General features: G+C 74.4%; 17 protein-coding genes and 1 pseudogene. 7 read left to right on the top strand and 11 right to left on the bottom strand.

Annotated features, from left to right (window positions below; translation table 11 throughout):
• Positions 1 to 75: 75 nt before the first annotated feature.
• The 8 genes and pseudogenes from AC07A6_RS25255 to AC07A6_RS25220 form a co-directional block, all read right to left on the bottom strand.
• Complete coding sequence (locus tag AC07A6_RS25255; RefSeq protein WP_362460298.1) at positions 76 to 1,464, bottom strand: HAMP domain-containing sensor histidine kinase; 1,389 nt, start codon at positions 1,462 to 1,464, stop codon at positions 76 to 78.
• Complete coding sequence (locus tag AC07A6_RS25250; RefSeq protein ID WP_478778627.1) at positions 1,461 to 2,192, bottom strand: response regulator transcription factor; 732 nt, start codon at positions 2,190 to 2,192, stop codon at positions 1,461 to 1,463. Before AC07A6_RS25250 ends, AC07A6_RS25255 begins: the two co-directional genes overlap by 4 nt.
• A 38-nt stretch (positions 2,193 to 2,230) precedes the next feature.
• Positions 2,231 to 2,830: a hypothetical protein gene (locus tag AC07A6_RS25245; RefSeq protein WP_386273843.1), complete on the bottom strand. Its 600-nt coding sequence runs from the start codon at positions 2,828 to 2,830 to the stop codon at positions 2,231 to 2,233.
• Entirely contained in the window at positions 2,827 to 3,624 is a 798-nt protein-coding gene (locus tag AC07A6_RS25240) for a thioredoxin family protein (RefSeq protein ID WP_478778626.1), read from the bottom strand. The genes AC07A6_RS25245 and AC07A6_RS25240 overlap by 4 nt, the downstream gene beginning before the upstream one ends.
• A 247-nt stretch (positions 3,625 to 3,871) precedes the next feature.
• Entirely contained in the window at positions 3,872 to 4,444 is a 573-nt protein-coding gene (locus AC07A6_RS25235; protein WP_478778625.1) for a hypothetical protein, read from the bottom strand.
• A 214-nt stretch (positions 4,445 to 4,658) separates the two neighbouring features.
• Entirely contained in the window at positions 4,659 to 5,564 is a 906-nt protein-coding gene (locus AC07A6_RS25230; protein ID WP_478778624.1) for a CAP domain-containing protein, read from the bottom strand.
• Between the two features lie 161 nt (positions 5,565 to 5,725).
• Positions 5,726 to 6,652, bottom strand: coding sequence for an SDR family oxidoreductase (locus tag AC07A6_RS25225; RefSeq protein WP_478778623.1), 927 nt, complete (start codon positions 6,650 to 6,652; stop codon positions 5,726 to 5,728).
• Positions 6,653 to 6,839: 187 nt separating this feature from the next.
• Positions 6,840 to 6,977 (bottom strand): annotated as a pseudogene (locus AC07A6_RS25220) (LysR family transcriptional regulator); the annotation flags it as partial.
• A 57-nt stretch (positions 6,978 to 7,034) separates the two neighbouring features.
• Between AC07A6_RS25220 and AC07A6_RS25215 the strand changes: the two are divergent.
• The gene (locus AC07A6_RS25215; protein WP_478778622.1) at positions 7,035 to 7,529 is read left to right on the top strand and encodes a cupin domain-containing protein; all 495 of its coding nucleotides are present in this window, start codon (positions 7,035 to 7,037) and stop codon (positions 7,527 to 7,529) included.
• Here AC07A6_RS25215 and AC07A6_RS25210 read toward each other — a convergent pair whose 3' ends face one another.
• A complete protein-coding gene (locus tag AC07A6_RS25210; protein WP_478778621.1) occupies positions 7,530 to 8,297 on the bottom strand; it encodes an SDR family oxidoreductase in 768 nt (255 codons plus the stop codon). It lies immediately after the preceding gene.
• A gap of 122 nt (positions 8,298 to 8,419) precedes the next feature.
• On the opposite strand from AC07A6_RS25210, the gene AC07A6_RS25205 reads away from it, so the two are divergent.
• Positions 8,420 to 8,971, top strand: coding sequence for a TetR family transcriptional regulator (locus AC07A6_RS25205; RefSeq protein ID WP_478778620.1), 552 nt, complete (start codon positions 8,420 to 8,422; stop codon positions 8,969 to 8,971).
• A gap of 13 nt (positions 8,972 to 8,984) precedes the next feature.
• Here the strand turns inward: AC07A6_RS25205 and AC07A6_RS25200 are convergent, their stop codons facing one another.
• Positions 8,985 to 9,704, bottom strand: coding sequence for a hypothetical protein (locus tag AC07A6_RS25200; RefSeq protein WP_478778619.1), 720 nt, complete (start codon positions 9,702 to 9,704; stop codon positions 8,985 to 8,987).
• Between the two features lie 173 nt (positions 9,705 to 9,877).
• Between AC07A6_RS25200 and AC07A6_RS25195 the strand changes: the two genes are divergently transcribed.
• Complete coding sequence (locus AC07A6_RS25195; RefSeq protein WP_478778618.1) at positions 9,878 to 10,852, top strand: L-threonylcarbamoyladenylate synthase; 975 nt, start codon at positions 9,878 to 9,880, stop codon at positions 10,850 to 10,852.
• A gap of 92 nt (positions 10,853 to 10,944) precedes the next feature.
• Entirely contained in the window at positions 10,945 to 11,319 is a 375-nt protein-coding gene (locus AC07A6_RS25190; protein WP_362460259.1) for a DUF2255 family protein, read from the top strand.
• Here the strand turns inward: AC07A6_RS25190 and AC07A6_RS25185 are convergent.
• A complete protein-coding gene (locus tag AC07A6_RS25185; protein WP_478778617.1) occupies positions 11,281 to 13,944 on the bottom strand; it encodes an AAA family ATPase in 2,664 nt (887 codons plus the stop codon). The two genes, AC07A6_RS25190 and AC07A6_RS25185, sit on opposite strands and share 39 nt — an antisense overlap.
• Positions 13,945 to 14,133: 189 nt before the next feature.
• Here AC07A6_RS25185 and AC07A6_RS25180 point away from each other — a divergent pair, with 189 nt between their 5' ends.
• The 3 genes from AC07A6_RS25180 (at position 14,134) to AC07A6_RS25170 (ending at position 17,345) form a co-directional block, all read left to right on the top strand.
• Positions 14,134 to 15,417, top strand: a complete 1,284-nt coding sequence (locus AC07A6_RS25180; RefSeq protein WP_478778616.1) for an MFS transporter — start codon at positions 14,134 to 14,136, stop codon at positions 15,415 to 15,417.
• A 2-nt stretch (positions 15,418 to 15,419) separates the two neighbouring features.
• Positions 15,420 to 16,757, top strand: coding sequence for a carotenoid oxygenase family protein (locus tag AC07A6_RS25175; protein ID WP_478778615.1), 1,338 nt, complete (start codon positions 15,420 to 15,422; stop codon positions 16,755 to 16,757).
• A gap of 129 nt (positions 16,758 to 16,886) precedes the next feature.
• Positions 16,887 to 17,345 (top strand): SRPBCC family protein, encoded by a 459-nt coding sequence (locus tag AC07A6_RS25170; protein ID WP_386275143.1) that lies wholly within the window; start codon positions 16,887 to 16,889, stop codon positions 17,343 to 17,345.
• The last annotated feature ends 150 nt before the right edge of the window (positions 17,346 to 17,495 follow it).

The raw sequence follows: 17,495 nt of genomic DNA, 5'->3' as shown, positions 1-17,495 counted from the left end.
CATCGCCACGGGCCGTCACCGGGTCGGCAGCGGCCGCAAGGCCGGCACCATCGTCGTGCGCCCTTGACGTGGCCTTCAGCGTCTGCGGCGGCGGGCGAGGCGGGTGCGGTGGCCTGACGGGGGCGGGGCCGCCAGGGCGAAGGTCACGGCGATGCGCGCCCCGCCGAGCGGTCCGCGCGTGACGCCCACCGTGCCGCCGGTCGCGGTCGCGGCCCGGCGCGCGATGTCGAGGCCCAGTCCCGTGGAGCCGGTGCTGCTGCCGCGGGACAGGGCACGGTCCGGTTCCGGGATGCCCGGGCCGCCGTCCTCGACGACCAGTTCCACGGCCTGGGCCGTGCGCCGGACTCCGACGGCGAACGCGGTCCCCTCCGGGGTGTGGCGGAACACGTTGCCGATGAGGGCGTCCACCACGGCGGCCACGTCGTCGTCCGGGAGCCCGACGGCCGTGGGCTCCTGGGTGACGTCCAGATGGCAGGCACGGTCCTGCTGCTGCGCCAGGACCGCCCAGAAGGCCGTCCGGCGGCGCACGACCTCCGCCACCTCGCTGCCCGGTCCCCCGGCTCCCGCCGCGGCGGCCCCGCCTCCCGGGGCCCGTTCCGTACCCAGCAGGCCCTGGCCCATGGGTCCCACGGCGAGCGGGGTGCGCGCCGCGGCGATGATGGCCTGCAGTTCGGTCTCCAGCTCGCAGACGGCCGCCTCGACCCTGGCCGACTCCGGTGTGCCCGCCATCCGTTCCGATGCCAGGTGGAGCGCGGTCAGCGGGGTGCGCAGCCGGTGCGAGAGGTCGGCGACGAGTTCGCGTTCGACGGCGAGGAGTTCGTTCATGCGCTCGGCCATCGCGTTGAAGGCGACGCCCGCGTCACGCAGTTCCCGGGGGCCCATGGGCTCCACCCGGGCGTCGAGGTCGCCCAGTCCGAGGGCCCGCGAGGCCTGCGCGAGCCGCTTCGAGGAGCGGACCACCTTGGCGCCGAGCCGGTCGGCGACCAGCACCGAGCCGGCGATCAGCCCCACCGCGAGGAAGCACATCACCGCCCATGACTGCGCCACCCCCCGGGTGAGTTCCTCCTCGGGCACGAAGTTCTCGATGACGGCGACCTCGTCGCCCGGCAGCACCACGGGCTGCAGGCAGACCCATCCGCCGGGTACCTCCTGCGAGATCGACTCCCGGCCCCGCTGCGCCCGTTCGAGCAGCGTGCGGGGAGCCTTGGAACGGACCGGGGCGCCCGCTCCCGGCAGGTGCACGATCAGGTGGTCCGCGGCGTCCAGGCCGGCCGCGGCCTCGCGCAGCGCGTCCGGGTCCGTGGTGAGGGCGAGCACCGGCGCCAGGGCGGCGCCGCGCTGCTGGGCGGCGGACACTCCCTGTTCCTTGACCAGCGACATCACCAGGGCGGCCAGCGGTATGAGGAAGGACAGGGCGACCATGGAGGTCACGGCGAGGGCCACACCCGCCAGGGAACGTCTCAACGCGGTGCCACCAGCTTGATGCCGACCCCGCGGACCGTGAGCAGGTAGCGGGGGGCGGCCGCCCGTTCGCCGAGCTTGCGGCGCAGGGAGGACAGGTGCACGTCGACGGTCTGGTCGTCCACGTAGGGCTCGCGCCACACCTCGGTCAGCAGACGCCGTTTCGAGACGACCCGGCCGGTGTGGTGCGCGAGGAAGGCCAGCAGGTCGAACTCCCGGCGGGTCAGGCGCAGCTCCCGTCCCGCCAGGTGCGCGGTGCGCGCGCCCGGGTCCACCGCCAGCTCGCCGACGACGGTGGGCCGCAGGGGGTCCCCAGCCTGCGCGGGCGCGGGTCCGGCCGGGCCGCCGACCGCGGCGGCGGGGGCCGTGCCGGCGGTGCGCCGCAGGACGGCGGCGAGCCGGGCGAGGAGCTGGCCCCCGGAGAAGGGCTTGACCAGGTAGTCGTCGGCGCCCGCGTTCAGGATGCTGATGATCTCGGACTCGTCGTCGCGGGCGGTCGCCACCAGCACCGGTACGGAGGAGATGCCGCGGATCATGCGCAGGGCGTCCCCGCCGTCCAGGTCGGGCAGTCCGAGGTCGAGGACCACCGCGTCCACGGGGGCCTGCGTGACCTCGCGCAGTGCGCCGAAGCCGTCGGCGGCGCTGCGCACGGCGTACCCCTGCTCGGCCAGGACCTCGATCAGTGACTGGCGGATGCTGGGGTCGTCTTCCACGACCAGGACGCTCGGCATGCGGACACCTTAGAGGTTGGGCCCGGTGGGGAAGGCGGTCAGGGCGTGACGAAGGCCGGCCCCTCGCTGGTGACGCGCATCCGGACGGGGTGGTCGGACACCGGGATGGTGCAGCCGTCCCGCGTGCTGCAGCTCGCGTAGCCGATCAGGACCGTCGCGCTTCCGCTGCCCGATGCGCGGAGGGGGAGGGTGGTGGTGACCGGGCCGTCGGGGTAGACGGGGACCGGGGCGCCGACCCCCGGCAGCCGGACGGTCCGCTCCGCCTGTGCCGCCGTCAGCGGGCCGTCCGCCGCGAGGGTTCCGGTGACGGTCACGGCGGTCGGGCGGCCCACGCCCTCGACGCCGGCGGGCGGCAGGGCGGTGCTGTAGAGGTGGAACCCGGCGGCTTCGGGGGCGAAGACGGCGGTGAGGGTCCCGGTCCCCTTCGCGGCCTGCCAGCCGGAGACGGAGAGCGTGACGGTGACGCCGTTCTCGGAGAAGCGCGCCGTGGGCGGGGGTCCGGCGGCGGGCGGGGGTCCGGCGGCCGCGGGGGCGGAGCCGTCCGTGGCGATGCCGGTCAGCAGCAGGGCCGCCGCCACCGACAGGCCGACGCCGACCGGGACCGCGACCGGGACGGCCGTGCGCACCCGCCGTCTCACGGGGCCCACTTGTGCAGGAACGTGTTGATGCCGTCGGCCGTCAGCGGCGGGTTGCCCGTGGCGTGGGTGTCGACGCGTGTGCTGCCGGACGGGGAGACGACCACCAGGACGGGCATCGTGTAGGTCCCGCCCGAGGGGCTGTACTTGCGCAGCAGCGCGGAGTTGGCGGAGCTGTTGCCTCCGATGTCGACCTTGACGAGGTGGTAGCCGTCCGCGAGGAGGGCCGTGGTGGCGGGCTGGGCGAACACCTTGTCGGCGGCCTTGCAGTTGCCGCACCAGTTGGCCCCGAAGTCGAGCAGGACCATCCGGCCGTCGGACTTGGCCGCGCGCAGGGCCGCGTCGATCAGTGCCCGGGCGTCGGCCGAACCGTCGTAGCCGGGGCCGGGCACCTTGGCGGGCGCGGGGGCGGCGGAGGCCGGTTTGGCGCCACCGGAACCCGGACCGGAGCCTGTTGCGCTGCCGCCGCCGCCACGGGTGGTGCCCGGTGACGCGCCGGCGGCGGACGCGGATGCCGGGGCGGAGGAGGCAGAGGAGGCGGAGGCCGAGGGGGACGGCGGGGCGGAGGCGGTGGTGGACGTCTCGGGGGACGCGCCCGGGGCCGTCCCGTCCGCGGGCAGGGCCGGAGCCGACGTCCCGGTGCCGGCCCGCGCGGCGGAGCCGGCGGGTGCCGGGGAGGGGCCGCACGCGGTGGCCAGTCCGGCCACGACCACGGCGGCGGCGACCAGCGGGAGGCGCCGGGCGAGGGGTGAGGGAGAGGACGTCGTGCGATGTCCGGAGCGGACGGTTCGGAGCATGCGAGAGCTCATGGCGAAGACCCCAGGGCAGGTTGGGAAGACGGGACGGCGAGGCGCGTCCCGGCGCGGTGAAACCGGGGCCGGCGTCGCACGGGGACTCGTGCCCCGGCGCCGGCGGCCGCTCGGCTGACGCGAGCATAGGGCCGCCGGGGCCCCGTGGAACCGGCTCGGGGCGATCTTCAGGTTCCCCTAAGGAACAGCTCACCTTCCGCTGCACCGCACCCCGTCCCAGGGAGCAGCAGGGCCGTCAGAAGGAGCTCTCGCGGACGCTCGCCTTGGCGGACGGTGTGATGGTCGCCGTGATCTCCGACCGGTGGCCGTCGTTGCTGAAGGTGACGGTGAGGGTGTCGTCGGAGGTCTGCGCGGTGGTCGTCCTGAAGCCCAGGCCGGGAACCGCGGAGATCAGGCACACGCCCCGGCTCCCGTACCGGACGGTGACCTTGCCGCCCTGCGAGGGAACGGTGTGCAGACCCGCCCCGCCCCGTTCGCAGTCGACGCCGGGCCGGGGCGCGCCGGTCAGGGGGGCCTCGGTGGAGGCCTTGGCGGGGACGGGGCTGGGCGAGGGGGGCGTCGGTGGGGGCTGTTGCGTCGCGGACGGCGAGGGGCTGGTGGAAGGGCTCGCGGTCGGGGAGGCCTGCTCCGGGCCGGGGCTCCCCGCCTGCCATGCGGGGGGCGTGTCGATGACGACCGGGGCCGAACGCGCGGCCGGGGGCTTGTGGCTGGTCGACCCGACCACGAACTGGACCGTCGCGAGGACGGCGGTCACGCTGGCGGCGGTGCACGACAGCCATATGAGCAGGTAGCGCGGAGTTCGGGGCACGGGCCCCATAGTGGCCGACGCGCGGCGCGGCGCGTAACCGGCGCCGCCTCCACCGTGCCGGCTTCGCTGCGGCAACGGTCGCGCGCCGGGGCGTGCCCGGTGAACGCCGACGTCCCCCTGACCGCCGGAGCAGGGGGACGTGGACGTCCACGGCCCCGTGGGGCGGGCGCGTGGAGGTCTCTGGGAGTGGGGGGTGAGGGGCGGGCGGGACGGACTACCTCGGGGTGCCGAAGTCCTGGGTCCACCAGGGGCCGCCGTCGCCCTTGTGGACGCCGATCCCGATCTCCTTGAAGGAGCAGTTGAGGATGTTGGCGCGGTGGCCGGAGCTGTTCATCCAGGCCGACATGACCGCGGCGGCGTCGCTCTGCCCGCGGGCTATGTTCTCGCCGAGGCCGGACCACTTGTAGCCGGCCGCCTCCACCCGGCTCGTCATGGTGGACCCGTCGGGCCCGGTGTGCGACATGACGCCGCTGCGGGCCATCGTGTCGCTGTACGCCCGGGCCGCCGAGCTGAGCTTCGCGTCGACCGTCAGGGGACCGCATCCGGCGGCGGCCCGCTCCTTGTTGACGAGGGCGAGGACGGCGGACTCGGCGTCCCCGTTGACGGTGCCTGAGCCCGAACCGGAGCCGGAGCCGGAGCCCGAACCGGACCCCGAACCGGAGCCGGAGCCCGAGCCGCCGGAAGTCCCGGCGGAGCCGCTGCCCTTGGTGGGGGCGGATCCCTGCGCCGGCTTGGCGGGCCGGTCGGCCCCCGAGGTATCGGGCGCGCTCTCGGGCCGCGTGCCGTCGCCGGGTGCGGCCGGCCCGGAGGAGCCGGGGCCGGGGCTCGCGCTCGCACTCGCGCTCGTACTGGGGCTCGCGCTCGCCGACGCCGGGGCCGAGGGGCTCCCGGCCGGGGCCGGGTCGCTGGTGTCCGTCTTCGGCTGCGACGGTCCCGCATCGGACGCGGCTCCGGAAGCCTGCCGGTCCTTGCGGTCGTCACCGCCCGAGTCGGCCACCGCGACCCCGACCGCCACCACCGCGGCGGCCGCGGTGACGGACAGGACGATGCGGGTGCGCGTCGCCTTCTTCCGGCGGGCCTCTGCACGGGACGGGGTCGCGGGGGTACGGCTGCGGCTCATGCCGGTAACACCTCACTGGAGAGGGGACGGGAAGTACGGCCGAGCCTAGGCCGGTGATCAGGGCACATCGTGCCGCGGAGGGGGTTCTTCAGGTTCCCCTAAGGAAGCCCGCAGGATCGGTACAGGGACGATCGGGGGCATTGCGCCCAACTCCGGCGGGATCAGGCGTCGTGCCAGCCGTCCGGCCGGCTGCCGTCGATGTCGGTGAACCCGTAGGCCCGGGCGAGTTCGGCCGAGGTGACCGATCTCTGGTTCCAGCGGGCGCGTTCCGGATCGGCGGCCAGGGCCGCGGCCGCGCGTCCCACGTAGCGCGGCGACTCGGACCGTGCGAAGCCTTCAGGCGCGGTGGGAAGACCGCCGGCCCGGCCCGGTGCCAGGGCCTCGCGCCAGGTGGCCTCGGTGACGCCGAAGTTGTCGAGCATCATCTCCGACCGCAGCCAGCCGGGGGTGACGGCGACGGCGGTGGCTCCGTAGGGGGCGAGCTCGTGCCCCAGGGAGAACGCCAGCCGGTTCACCGCCGCCTTGGCCAGGTCGTAGAAGGCGGAGATCCGGTACCAGGACGCGTTGATGCCGGTCGTTCCGTCGGTCACCTCGACCAGCAGGCCTCCGGGCCGGGCGATGAGCAGCGGCAGGAGGTGGTGGGCGGTGATCAGGTGCGTGTCGACGGCGAGCCGGAGGATCCGGAGGCCGTCGTCGAGGTCGTGCTCCCACACCGGTGTGTTCCACTGCGCGGGACCGCCCTTGAGGAGTTCGGCCCCCCAGATGTCGTTGACCAGGACGTCGATGTGTCCGTACTCGTCCCGGAGGCGCCCCGCCAGACGCCGGACCTGCTCGGGGTCGAGGTGGTCGGCCTGGACGGCGATGCCGGTTCCGCCGAGCTCCGAGACCAGGTCCGCCGTCTCCTCGATCGTCTCCGGCCGGTCGTAGTCGGAGCCGTCCCGTCCCCTGACGCTGCTGCGGCCCGTGCAGATCACCGTCGCGCCCGCTTCGCCCAGCGCCGCCGCGAAGCCCCGGCCGGCGCCGCGGGTCGCTCCCGCCACGACGGCGACGCGTCCGCGCAGGGCGTCGGGATCGGGCGACCACGTCATGGGGCCACTGTCCCACGGCGTGAAGGGTTCAGGAGCGGTGGCAGGGCCGGCCGGCGGCGCTCAGCGGCGGTAGGCGGCTGCCGCGGTGTCGATGAAGGACCGGATCAACGGGTTGGTGTCGCCCGCGTTGCACACCGCCACCACTCGGCTCGGCGTCATGTCGGCCAGCGGGACCGCGGCCAGGTCCGCGCTTGATCGCCCGGCTCAGGGGCGGCTGGCTCATGTGCAGTCGGGTGGCGGCGCGGCCGAAGTGGAGTTCCTCGGCGACGGCCACGAAGTAGCGCAGGGTCCGTAGCTCCACCCTGCGACGGTACCCGTGCGGTATCGGCGCCGCGGGACGGGTCTTGGACGCGGGTGGCACCCCGGCGGTGCACTGGTGGGCATGACTGGAGAAGAGAAGGCCCACGCGCCGCAGCCCGTCCCCGCCGTATCGGTGGTGGGTCCCGGCGACGGCGAGATCATCGTTCTGGGCACCACGCGCATGCGGGTCCTGGAGGACGACAGCAACACCGGGCACCGCCTCGCGATCGCCGAGTCGGTCCTCGCCCCACACACCCAGGGGCCGCCGCAGCACCGGCACGGGCGGCACGACGAGGGCTTCTACGTCCTGTCCGGGACGGTGCGGTTCACCGTCGGGGACGAGGAGCACGACGCCGCCACGGGCACGCTCGTGGTGGTTCCGCCCGGCGTCCCGCACACCTTCGCCAACCTGACCGGCCAACCCGCCGTCATGCTCAGCACGTTCACCCCCGACCTGTACGTGCAGTACTTCCGCGACCTCCAGGAGGAGCTCGCCGCCGGCCGGCCTCTGACGCCCTGGGCCGCCATCGACGCGATGAGCCGCTACGCGACCGAGCCGGCCACCGGCCTCGGCTGATCAGAGGCGCGGGCCGAGGAACAGACCGCCGCTCGCGTCGATGACCTGGCCGGTGATCCAGCGGGCGTCGTCGGAGGCGAGGAAGGCGACCACGTCGGCGACGTCGCCGGGCCCGCCGAGCCGGTCGAGCGCCGTCATGCCGGCGATCCGTTCGGCGAGGTCCGGCACGTCGTCGAAGACCGCGGAGTTGTCCGGCGTCCTGGTCGCACCGGGAGCGACCGCGTTCACGGTGATCCCCCGGGTCCCGGTCTGCTGGGCCAGCGTCCTGCTCATCGTCTCGACCGCGGCCTTCGTCATCGCGAAGGAGGTCTGGGCCGGGTTGGCCATCCGGGTCGCCACCGACGAGACCGTGATGATCCGGCCGCCGTCACGCAGCAGGGGCAGCGCGCGCTCGACGATGAAGTACGGCGCCCGCACGTTCACCGCGAACAGGTGGTCGAACTCCGCCCTGGTCGTCACGCCGAGCGGGCCGGCCGGCGCCGCCGCCGCGTTGTTGACGAGGATGTCGAGGGGCCGGCCGGCCAGGGCGGCCCCGACTCCGGCGAAGAGCGTCTCGACGTCGCCGTCCACGCCCAGTTCGGACCGGACGGCCCGTGCGGTCCCGCCGGCGCGCTCCACCTCCTCGACGGTTGCCGCCGCCCCGCTCCCGTCCGTGCCGAAGTGCACGATGACCATGGCCCCTTCGGCCCCGAGGCGGGCCGCGATCGCCCGCCCGATGCCGCGCGACGCCCCCGTCACCAGAGCCGTCCTGCCGGTCAGACCCCGCATGCCACCCCCTCGCATGTGTTAGTCACTAACATAGTGGTAGTGTCTACCATATGAAGGAAAGTCAGCCAACCCTGCGGGAACGACGGCGGTCCGAGACGCGGGGCGCGATCCAGAAGCACGCGGTGCGACTGTTCACCCAGCGCGGCTACGACGCGGTGACGGTGGCCGAAGTCGCAGCGGCCGCCGGTGTCTCGGCCATGACCGTGTACCGGCATTTCCCCACCAAGGAGGACCTCGTCCTCGTGGAGCAGCCGGCGCGGGCCATCGCCGAGCGGGTCGCCGCATCGTCGACGGCGGATCCCCTCGTGCGACGCGTCGGCGGCGCCCTCGTCGACGCGGCGGCGGCGTTGACGGGGAGCCGGGGGGCCGGACCGGTGGCGGACGACCGGTTCCTGCTGGACTGCCTCCGGCTCATGACCTCCACTCCCGCACTGCGGGCCCGGCACCTGGACAGCCAACACGCGCTGCAGCAGGCCGTCGTGGACGCCCTCGCCATCAACACCGCAGATGACGACGCCCTGTTCGACGCGCAGGCCGTGACCGGCGCCTGCTTGGCCGCGATGCACACGGCACTGACGCGCTGGGCCGAGGACGACGGAGAGACGGAGCTCCCGGAACTCATCGCGCGAGCACTCGCCGCCGCGTTCGGTGACGGGGCCTCGACCACCGGCTGACGCGTCGCGCGGATCAGTGCGCGGGCCCGCCACGATCCGTGTCCGCACGATCCGTGTCCGCACGATCCGTGTCTGCGCGGGCGGCCTCGCGCCTCTGGTCCTCCTGCCGGGCCCAGGCGTCCGAGTCGATGCGCTTGCGGTAGACCTGTTCCGGTTCCGCCGCGCCCAGGTGCACCGTCCACACCCACATGACGGCCGACAGCACGAAGAAGAAGCACGCCACCGCCAGGTACGACCCGATCTCCTCGGACTCGTCGACGCCCTCGTCGTGCATGAAGCCCGGTACACCGGAGACCAGTGCGTTCACCCACCAGGCGAGCGCCGCGTTGAACAGAGCCAGGGAGATCCAGTACACGACCCGCATGGTCTTCGCGGGGCCGCTCAGTTCCCCCAGCAGGAGCAGGCGGCGCAGCGATACCGGCCCCGTCCGGTGGCGGGCCCCCGTGTCCGTCTTGGCGCGGTGCACCGATGCGTAGCAGTCGTCCAGCCAGGTGATCGGGTCCGGGGCCGCATCCGGATTCGGGACGGTGGTCCCCGCCTGGTCCCTGGCCTGCATCCAGCCGGTGATGAACTGGATCTCCAGCTGCGCCTTCTCCAGCTGCCGGCGGTAGTGGTGGTCGGCGCTCCGCGCCTCGCGCCGGTCCCGGATGAGGAGGCTGGCCCCGCCCACCAGGCCGCTGATCACGGGCACGAAGAACGGGGCGAACAGCACCAGGGAGTCCATGACAGCCACCGCACGCGCCTCCTCACCCCCAGCGTCGCACCGCCCTCCGCCGGCAGCCCCGTCCCGGGGGCCGATCGGGTGTCTCCCCCGCCGGTGACCTGCTCGGGCTCGGGCCTGCTCGAAAGCGGGAGGCACCCGGGGCGCGGGACGGAGGGGTGCGCGGTGGTGGGAGAATCGCGAGGGTGACGACGAGAACGACTGATATCGCCGCGGCGGCCGGTGTGCTGCGCGCCGGCGGCCTGGTGGCCCTGCCGACCGAGACCGTCTACGGTCTCGGTGCCGACGCCGAGAACGCCGACGCGGTCAACCGGATCTTCGAGGTCAAGGGACGCCCGTCCTCCCATCCGCTGATCGTCCACATCGGCGGCGCGGAGCAGCTGGACGACTGGGTCGAGGAGGTGTCCCCGACCGCGCGCCTGCTGGCGGAGAACTTCTGGCCGGGGCCGCTGACGCTGGTGCTGCGGCGCGGCCACCGGGTGCCCCTGGAGGCGACGGGCGGGCTGGAGACGGTTGCCGTGCGCGTGCCCGACCACCCCGTCGCGCTGGAACTGCTGGCGGCCTTCGGCGGCGGGGTGACGGCCCCCTCGGCCAACCGCTTCGGCTCAGTCAGCCCCACCACGGCGGACCACGTCACCGCGGAACTCGGTGAGGCCGTGGACTGCGTGCTGGACGGCGGCCCCTGCCAGGTCGGCGTCGAGTCGACCATCGTGGACGTCACCGGCGACGTTCCGAGCATCCTGCGGCCCGGCGGGGTGACGCGCGAGGACCTCGAAGCGGTCCTGGGCTTCCCGCTCGCCGTGCCCTCGACGAGCGAGGTGCGCGTGCCCGGCCAGCATCCCTCGCACTACGCGCCCCGCGCGCGGGTGGTCCTGGTCGAGCCGGGCACGGTCGTCGCCGAAGCGGAACGCGCGCAGGAGCAGGGGCACCGGGTGGGCCTGCTCCTTCCGCGGCCCCTCGACAGCTCCGACGTTAAGGCCCACGCCGTGGTGGAGGTCCCCGGTTCGCCGGCCGCCTACGCGCGCGGGCTGTACGGGTTCCTGCGCGAGCTGGACGACCGGGGGTGCGACCTCATCGTCGCGTCCCTGCCGGCGGAGGAGGGGCTGGGACTGGCGATCGCCAACCGCCTCCGCCGAGCGGCGGGACCCCGGCCTTCCTGAGCCCCCGGTCCGGCCGGGCCCCGGGGCCCGGCCGGGCATCTAGGCGATGACCACCGACGCGTACGCGGGTGCCCTGCCGTGAAGGTGGGGACATGGACACCTTCGAGGACCCCGTGGAGATCGTCTTGTGGACACGGCACGAGGACGGCCGGTGGTCGGCCAGGCCGCTCTGGATGGTGCTGGTCGATGGACGGGCCTACGTCCGGTCCGCGTTCGGGCGGCGCAGCGCCTGGTACCGCCGGGTCCTGGGCCGGGCGGACGTCCGGATCGAGACCGCGTCGGGCCGGCTGCCCGTCGCCCTGCGGCCGGTGGGCGACTCCGGGCTCGTCCGGCGGGTCTCGGAGGCCTACCGGGCGAAGTACGGACTCTGCTGGCCGGGCCCCGTGGCGTCGGTCAACGGACCGGAGGCGGCGGCGACCACCCTGTGCCTAACGGATGCCGGGCAGGTCCCGCAGTTGCCTGCGTGAGGTGAGCCCGAGCTTGCGGAAGATGTTGCGCAGGTGCGCGTCGACCGTCCGCGGGCTGAGGAACAGCTTCGCCGCCACCTCTTTGGAGGTGGCGCCGTCGGCGACCAGGCGCGCGATGTGCACCTCCTGCACGGTCAGCTGGTCCGAGGCCTCGGAGGTGCGGCTGCGGGCCTGCTCTCCCGTGGCGCGCAGCTCGCCGGCGGCCCGCTCGGCGAAGGCCTCCATGCCGAGGGCGGAGAGCGACCCGTGCGCCTGCCGCAGCGCGGAACGGGCGTCCCGGCGCCGGCCCTGGCGGCGCAGCCACTCCCCGTAGAGCAGGTGGGCGCGGGCGCGGTAGACGACCAGCCGGTCGTCGCCGAGCAGGCCGAGGGCTTCCCGGTAGGCGGCCTCGTCCCCGGTCACCAGGGCCCGCGTGTAGGCCTCGACGCCGAGGCCCCAGGCGTGCCGGCCGGTCCGCGTGCGCTCCTGGAGGGCGGCGAGGGCCTCGGCGGCGGCTTCGGGCTCGCCGCACCGTACGGCTGCTTCGACCAGCTCGGGCAGGGCGAGGCCCGCCGTGCCGACCGCGCCGTGGTCGACCGCGCGCTTCGCCGCCCGGAGCGCGGTCGCGTAGTCGGCCAGGCCGTTGTGGAGCACGGCCGTCGCCCACTGCACGCTGAGGCTCATCCGGTGCTCGACCGAGGCGAAGAGTTCGAGGGCCTCCGCGCGGCGCCCGCGCAGTGCTGCCAGGTGGAGGCGCGGGTAGACGAGCGGTGCCGCCCCGGTGGCGTCGGCGATGGCCTCCTCTTCGGAGATCAGCTCCATGGCGGAGCCGAAGTCGCCGGTGTGCGCCTTCGCCGTGGCCCGCATGGCCAGTCCGATGGGCAGGGCGTGGAAGGAGCCGGACTCGCGGCCGGCCGCGACGGCGCGGGCGGCGACGCCTTGCAGGGTGTCGAAGTTCCACAGTTCGGTCGCCAGCATGAAGCCCAGTGAGGGCCGTCGTGCCCACACCTCGTCGTCGGCGTCGGCGACCACCGGTCGGAGGATCTCTCCCGCGGCCTGGTGGCCGTCGCCGACCAGGCTGATCAGGCCCGTCAGGACCGCTGCTGCCGTGGTGGGCGAACCGTCCTCCGGCGGGGTGTTCCCGGCGGCCTCCGCCACCTGGTCGAGGCCGCCGAGGAGGAGGCCCATCTCGAAGGCGTCCAGGTAGCACTCGCGCGCCCGGCCGGGATCGGTGGCGGCCAGGCGTGCCGCGGCGCGGAGGAGGTGCGCGGTGGGGCCTTCGTCGCCGCGGCGGCGGACGAACGACAGTCTGCCGCGGAGCAGGTCGGCCCTGGCCTCCTGGCCGGGGTCATCGGTGCGGACGGTGGTGAGCAGGCCGGCCGCGGTGTCGAAGTCGCCCACCGAGAGCGTGGCCTCGACGGCGGCGAGGACCCGCTCGGCACGTCGGGCCGGGTCGGCGGTGAGCTCGGCCGCGCGTTCGAGGAAGGCCGCTGCCGCGGCGATGCCGCCGCGTTCGCGGGCGCGGGTGGCGGAGGCCTCCAGCTCGGCGGCCACCTGCTCGTCCGGTCCGGCGCTGGCCTGGGCGCGGTGCCAGGCCCTCCGGTCGGGGTCGGTCTCCGGGTCGGTCACGGCGGCCAGCGCCTCGTGCGCCCTGCGGCGTTCTTCCGGTGCCGCGGCGAGGTAGGCCGCCGAGCGTGCGAGGGGGTGGCTGAAGCGGATGCGGGTGCCGAAGTCGACCAGCGGAACGGACTGCGCGACGGCGGTCGCGTCGATGCCCAGGAGTTCGGCGGCACGCCAGAGCAGACCGGGGTCGCCGATCGGTTCGGCGGCCGCGAGGGTCACCAGCAGCCGCGCCGCCGGCGGCAGGAGTTCCAGGCGGGAGCGGAAGCTCTGCTCGATCACGCCGGGGACCGTGTCGGGCTGGGCGAATCCGCCCGCCATGCCGGCGAGTCCGGCGGTCCTGGGCAGCTCCACCAGCGCGAGGGGGTTGCCGCGCGCCTCCCCCAGGATGCGGTCGCGCACCCGCTCGTCGAGGGGGGCGCGGACCGCGGCCGCCAGCAGCGCCCGGGCGTCCGCTTCGCCGAGGCTCCGGAGCGCATGGCCGGGCAGCTGGTCCAGTTCGGGGCGCAGGACCGGTTCACGGGCGGCGAGGACGAGGGCGACCGGCTCGGCCGAGACGCGTCGGGCCAGGAACGCCAGCGCCTTGACCGACGACTGGTCCAGCCACTGCGCGTCGTCGACGGCGCAGAGGACCGGGCGTTCCTGCGCGGCCTCGACCAGGAGGCCCAGTGCCGCCATGGCGACCAGGAACGGATCGGGTGCGCCGGTGTCGAGGCCGAAGGCGATCTCCAGCGCCTTGCGGTGCGGCGCGGGCAGCGCCGTCAGCCCGCCCATCACGGGCGTGAGCAGCTGGTGCAGTGCGGCGAACGGCAGCTCCGTCTCGAACTCCGTGCCGGACGCGCGTATGACGTGGAATCCGGGCGCGGACCGCTCCAGGTGCCGCAGCAGCGCGCTCTTGCCGATGCCCGGCTCGCCGCGCAGGACGAGGGCGCCGCCCTGGCCCTCCCGTGCCGCCTGGAGCAGTGCGTCGAGGCGGTCCGTCTCGTCCTGACGGCCGATCAGCACATCCGTGTGTGTCGTGGGCATGTCGGAAAACCTATGCGGTCGCGGGCCGTGGGGGAACCGGGGATGATCACCGCCCGGCGGTGCCGCCGCGGTGTGAACGCCCCTGCGGCGCGGCCGTGTTCCGCCTACGGGTCCTGTGCAAGGGGCCGTGGGGCGTGTAGGTGATGACTGCCGACGCGAGCGGTGGTCGCCCGTTGCGAAGGTCTACCCATGACCCGCACCGCACTGCGACGAACCGCCACCACCGGCTGGCTGCCGCTGGGAGTTCTGGCCACGGCCCAGTTCCTGGTCGTGCTGAGCACCTCGATCGTGAACGTCGCCCTGCCGCAGATCCGGGCCGGGCTGGGCCTGTCCGACACGGGCCAGGCGTGGACCGTCAACGCCTACGTCCTGGTCTTCGGCGCGCTGCTGCTGCCGGGCGGCCGGGCGGGCGACGTGTACGGGCTCCGCCGCGTGTTCCTGCTCGGCACCGGCCTGTTCGCCCTCTCCGCCCTCGGCGCGGCCCTGGCACCCACGGCTACGGCGCTGATCGCCTTCCGGGCGGCGATGGGAACCGGCGCGGCCCTGCTGGCACCCACGGCACTGGCCCTCGTCCTGACGCTCTACTCCGGCCGGGACCGGCGCGGCACCGCGCTCGGAGTGTGGGGCGCGGTCTCCGGTGCCGGCGGTGCGGCGGGCGTGCTGCTGGGCGGCCTGCTCACCGGACTGTACGGCTGGCGCGCGGTGTTCCTCGTGATGGTGCCCCTCGCCGCGGCTGTACTGGTGGCCACCCGGCTGCTCGTCGGGGCCGACCGGCCGCGCGGCGGAACCCTGGACGTGCCGGGCACGGTGACGGTGACGGCGGGGCTCCTCGCCCTGGCCTACGGCCTGTCGGGCCCCTGGCCGGCGGCCGTGGCCGGCGCGGCGCTGCTCGGCCTGTTCGCGGTGCTCCAGCGGCGGTCCGCCGCCCCGCTGCTGCCGGCCAGGATGCGCGTGGTCGCGGCGCCCAGCGTACTGATGGCGCTGCTGGGCGCGGTCTGGCTCGGGCTGTTCTACTTCCTGCCCCTCTACCAGCAACGCACCCTCGGCTACTCGCCCTTGGAGGCGGGGCTGACCCAGCTGCCGCTCGCCCTCGTGATCACCCTCTCCTCCTGGTTCACCGGCAGGGTCTCCTCCCGGCGCGTGCTCCCCCTCGGCCTGCTGGCCCTGGCGGCCGGACTGGCCTGGCTCTCGCGGACCCCGGCCGACGGCACCTTCATCGCCAACCTGCTCGGCCCCTCGCTCCTGGTCGGCGCCGGCCTCGGGACCTCCTTCGTACGGCTCACCGCGGCGGCCTCCACGGGTGTGCCGGCCGCCGACAACGGCCTGGCGGGCGGGCTGGTCAACGCCACCCGGCAGATCGGCGGAGCCGTCGGCCTGTCCTTCCTGACCCTGCTCCCCTCCTCCGGTGCGGCCTTCCTGGCCTGCGCCGCCCTGACGCTCATCATCTCGGCCCTCTCCACCCGAAAGGCCTGACCATGTCACTCGCCAAGCCGTACATCAGCGACCACTTCGCCCCCGTCACCGACGAGATCACCGGCCGCGATCTGAAGGTGCGTGGCACCCTCCCGCCCGAGCTGAACGGCCGCTACTTCCGCAACGGCCACAACCCGAAGCCGGGCGTCACGCCCACCCACTGGTTCCGCGGCGAGGGCATGCTCCACGGGGTGCGCCTGCGGGACGGGCGGGCCGAGTGGTACCGCAACCGCTGGGTGCGCACCCCGTTCCTCGACGGCGTCCCCTTCACCGGGACCGAACTCGAAGTCAGCGCCGCCGCCACCAGCATCATCTTCCACGGGGGCCGCTACCTGGCCCTCCAGGAGGCCAACCTGCCCTGGGAGGTCAGCGCCGACCTCGAAACGATCGGCGTCCACGACTTCGGCGGCAAGCTCACCAGCTCGATGACCGCACACCCGAAGGAGGACCCGCACACCGGCGAACTGCACTTCTTCAGCTACAGCCCCTTCGCACCGTTCCTGACCTACTACGTGGCCGACGCCTCCGGCGCGATCGTCCGCTCCAAGGTGGTCGACGGCTCCGGGCCGTCGCTCATGCACGACTTCGCGATCACCCGCGAGCACGTCGTCTTCATCAACTCGCCGGTGGTCTTCGACCACGCGGAGCACTCCGGCATCCCCTACCGCTGGCACGACGACGTCCCGCTGCGCATCGGCGTGGTGCCGCGCGCCGGGGGCAGGACCACCTGGTACGAGGCGCCCGAGCAGGCCGCGCTGCTGCACGTCGCCAACGCCCACACCGACCCGCGGGGCCGGATCGTGCTCGAAGCACCGCGCTTCGACCGGTCCGCCTGGGAGAGCTCGTGGAAGTGGTGGGTCGGCGCCCCCGGTTACGGCACCAGCCCCGACGCCGGGTCGACCTTCCACCGGTGGACGGTCGACCCGGCCACGGGCAAGGTCACCGCCGAGTCCCTGGGCGAACTGGTCACGGAGTTCCCGTCGATCAACGAGGCCCGCACCGGCTCGGACCACCGCTACAGCTACGCCATCGCGTTCCCGGGCGCGGGCCTGTCGGGCTACCACACCGTCAAGCTGGATTCGCGGACCGGGCGGGAGACGCTGCTCGCGCACGGTGAGGGCCGGATGCCGGGCGAGGCGGTCTTCGTACCCGCCGAGGGCGGGAGCGCGGAGGACGACGGCTACCTGCTCACCATCGTCAGCGACGTCGCGGCCGACGCCTCGGAGCTGCTCGTCCTGGACGCGGGCGACCTGAGCACCGTGGCCGCCGTCGAACTGCCCCGCAGGGTTCCCGCCGGCATCCACGGCGACTGGATCCCCGACACCGGCCTGCCCTCCTGACCCGCCTGACCCGCCTGACCCGCCTGACCCGCCTGACCGCCGCACCGCCCGGTACCCCCAAACCGCCCGGGCCGCCGCCTTCTCCCCCTCGGGCGGCGGCCCGGGCTCCCGAAAGCGAGGAGACATCCCATGACGTACCCCACGACCATCGACGAGAACGCCCCCGTCATCGCCGACCACACCATCCGGATCGCCGCCCCGGTCGAGCGGATCTGGCAGCTCCACACCGACATCGGCGGCTGGCCCGCATGGCTGTCCGCCATCACCCGGGCCCGGCTCGACGGCCCGGTCGCCCCCGGGACGACCTTCCACTGGGTGACCGCGGGCATGTCTATCGACTCCACCGTCTACGCGGTCGACACCGCGCACCGCATCCTCTGGGGCGGTCCCGCACACGGCATCACCGGCGTGCACGAGTGGACCTTCACCGAGGACGGCGACGGCGTCGTGGTCCGCACCCGGGAGTCCTGGGCCGGCGAACCCGTCGACGCCGACCGGGACAACCTCGCCGCCGCGCTCGACGCGTCGCTCGTCACCTGGCTCGACGCCCTCAAGCAGGCCGCGGAGCAGGAGGAACACCGGCCCTGACGGCCGCCCCCCACCCCTGCGTCCGCCGCCGCCCGCCCGCCGGACCCCGGGGCGGGGGGGGGGGGGCGTCCGTGAAGGGTTTTTGCCCGTCGAAAGGCGGGGGGGGGGCCGCGGGGGTGGAGCTGCCTCTGAACACCCGCCCGGGCGAGC

It is taken from the genome of Streptomyces sp. NPDC044002, assembly GCF_056434525.1.
The sequence above is the reverse complement of the archived record's forward strand: the minus strand, read 5'-3'. Positions and strand labels throughout refer to the sequence as shown.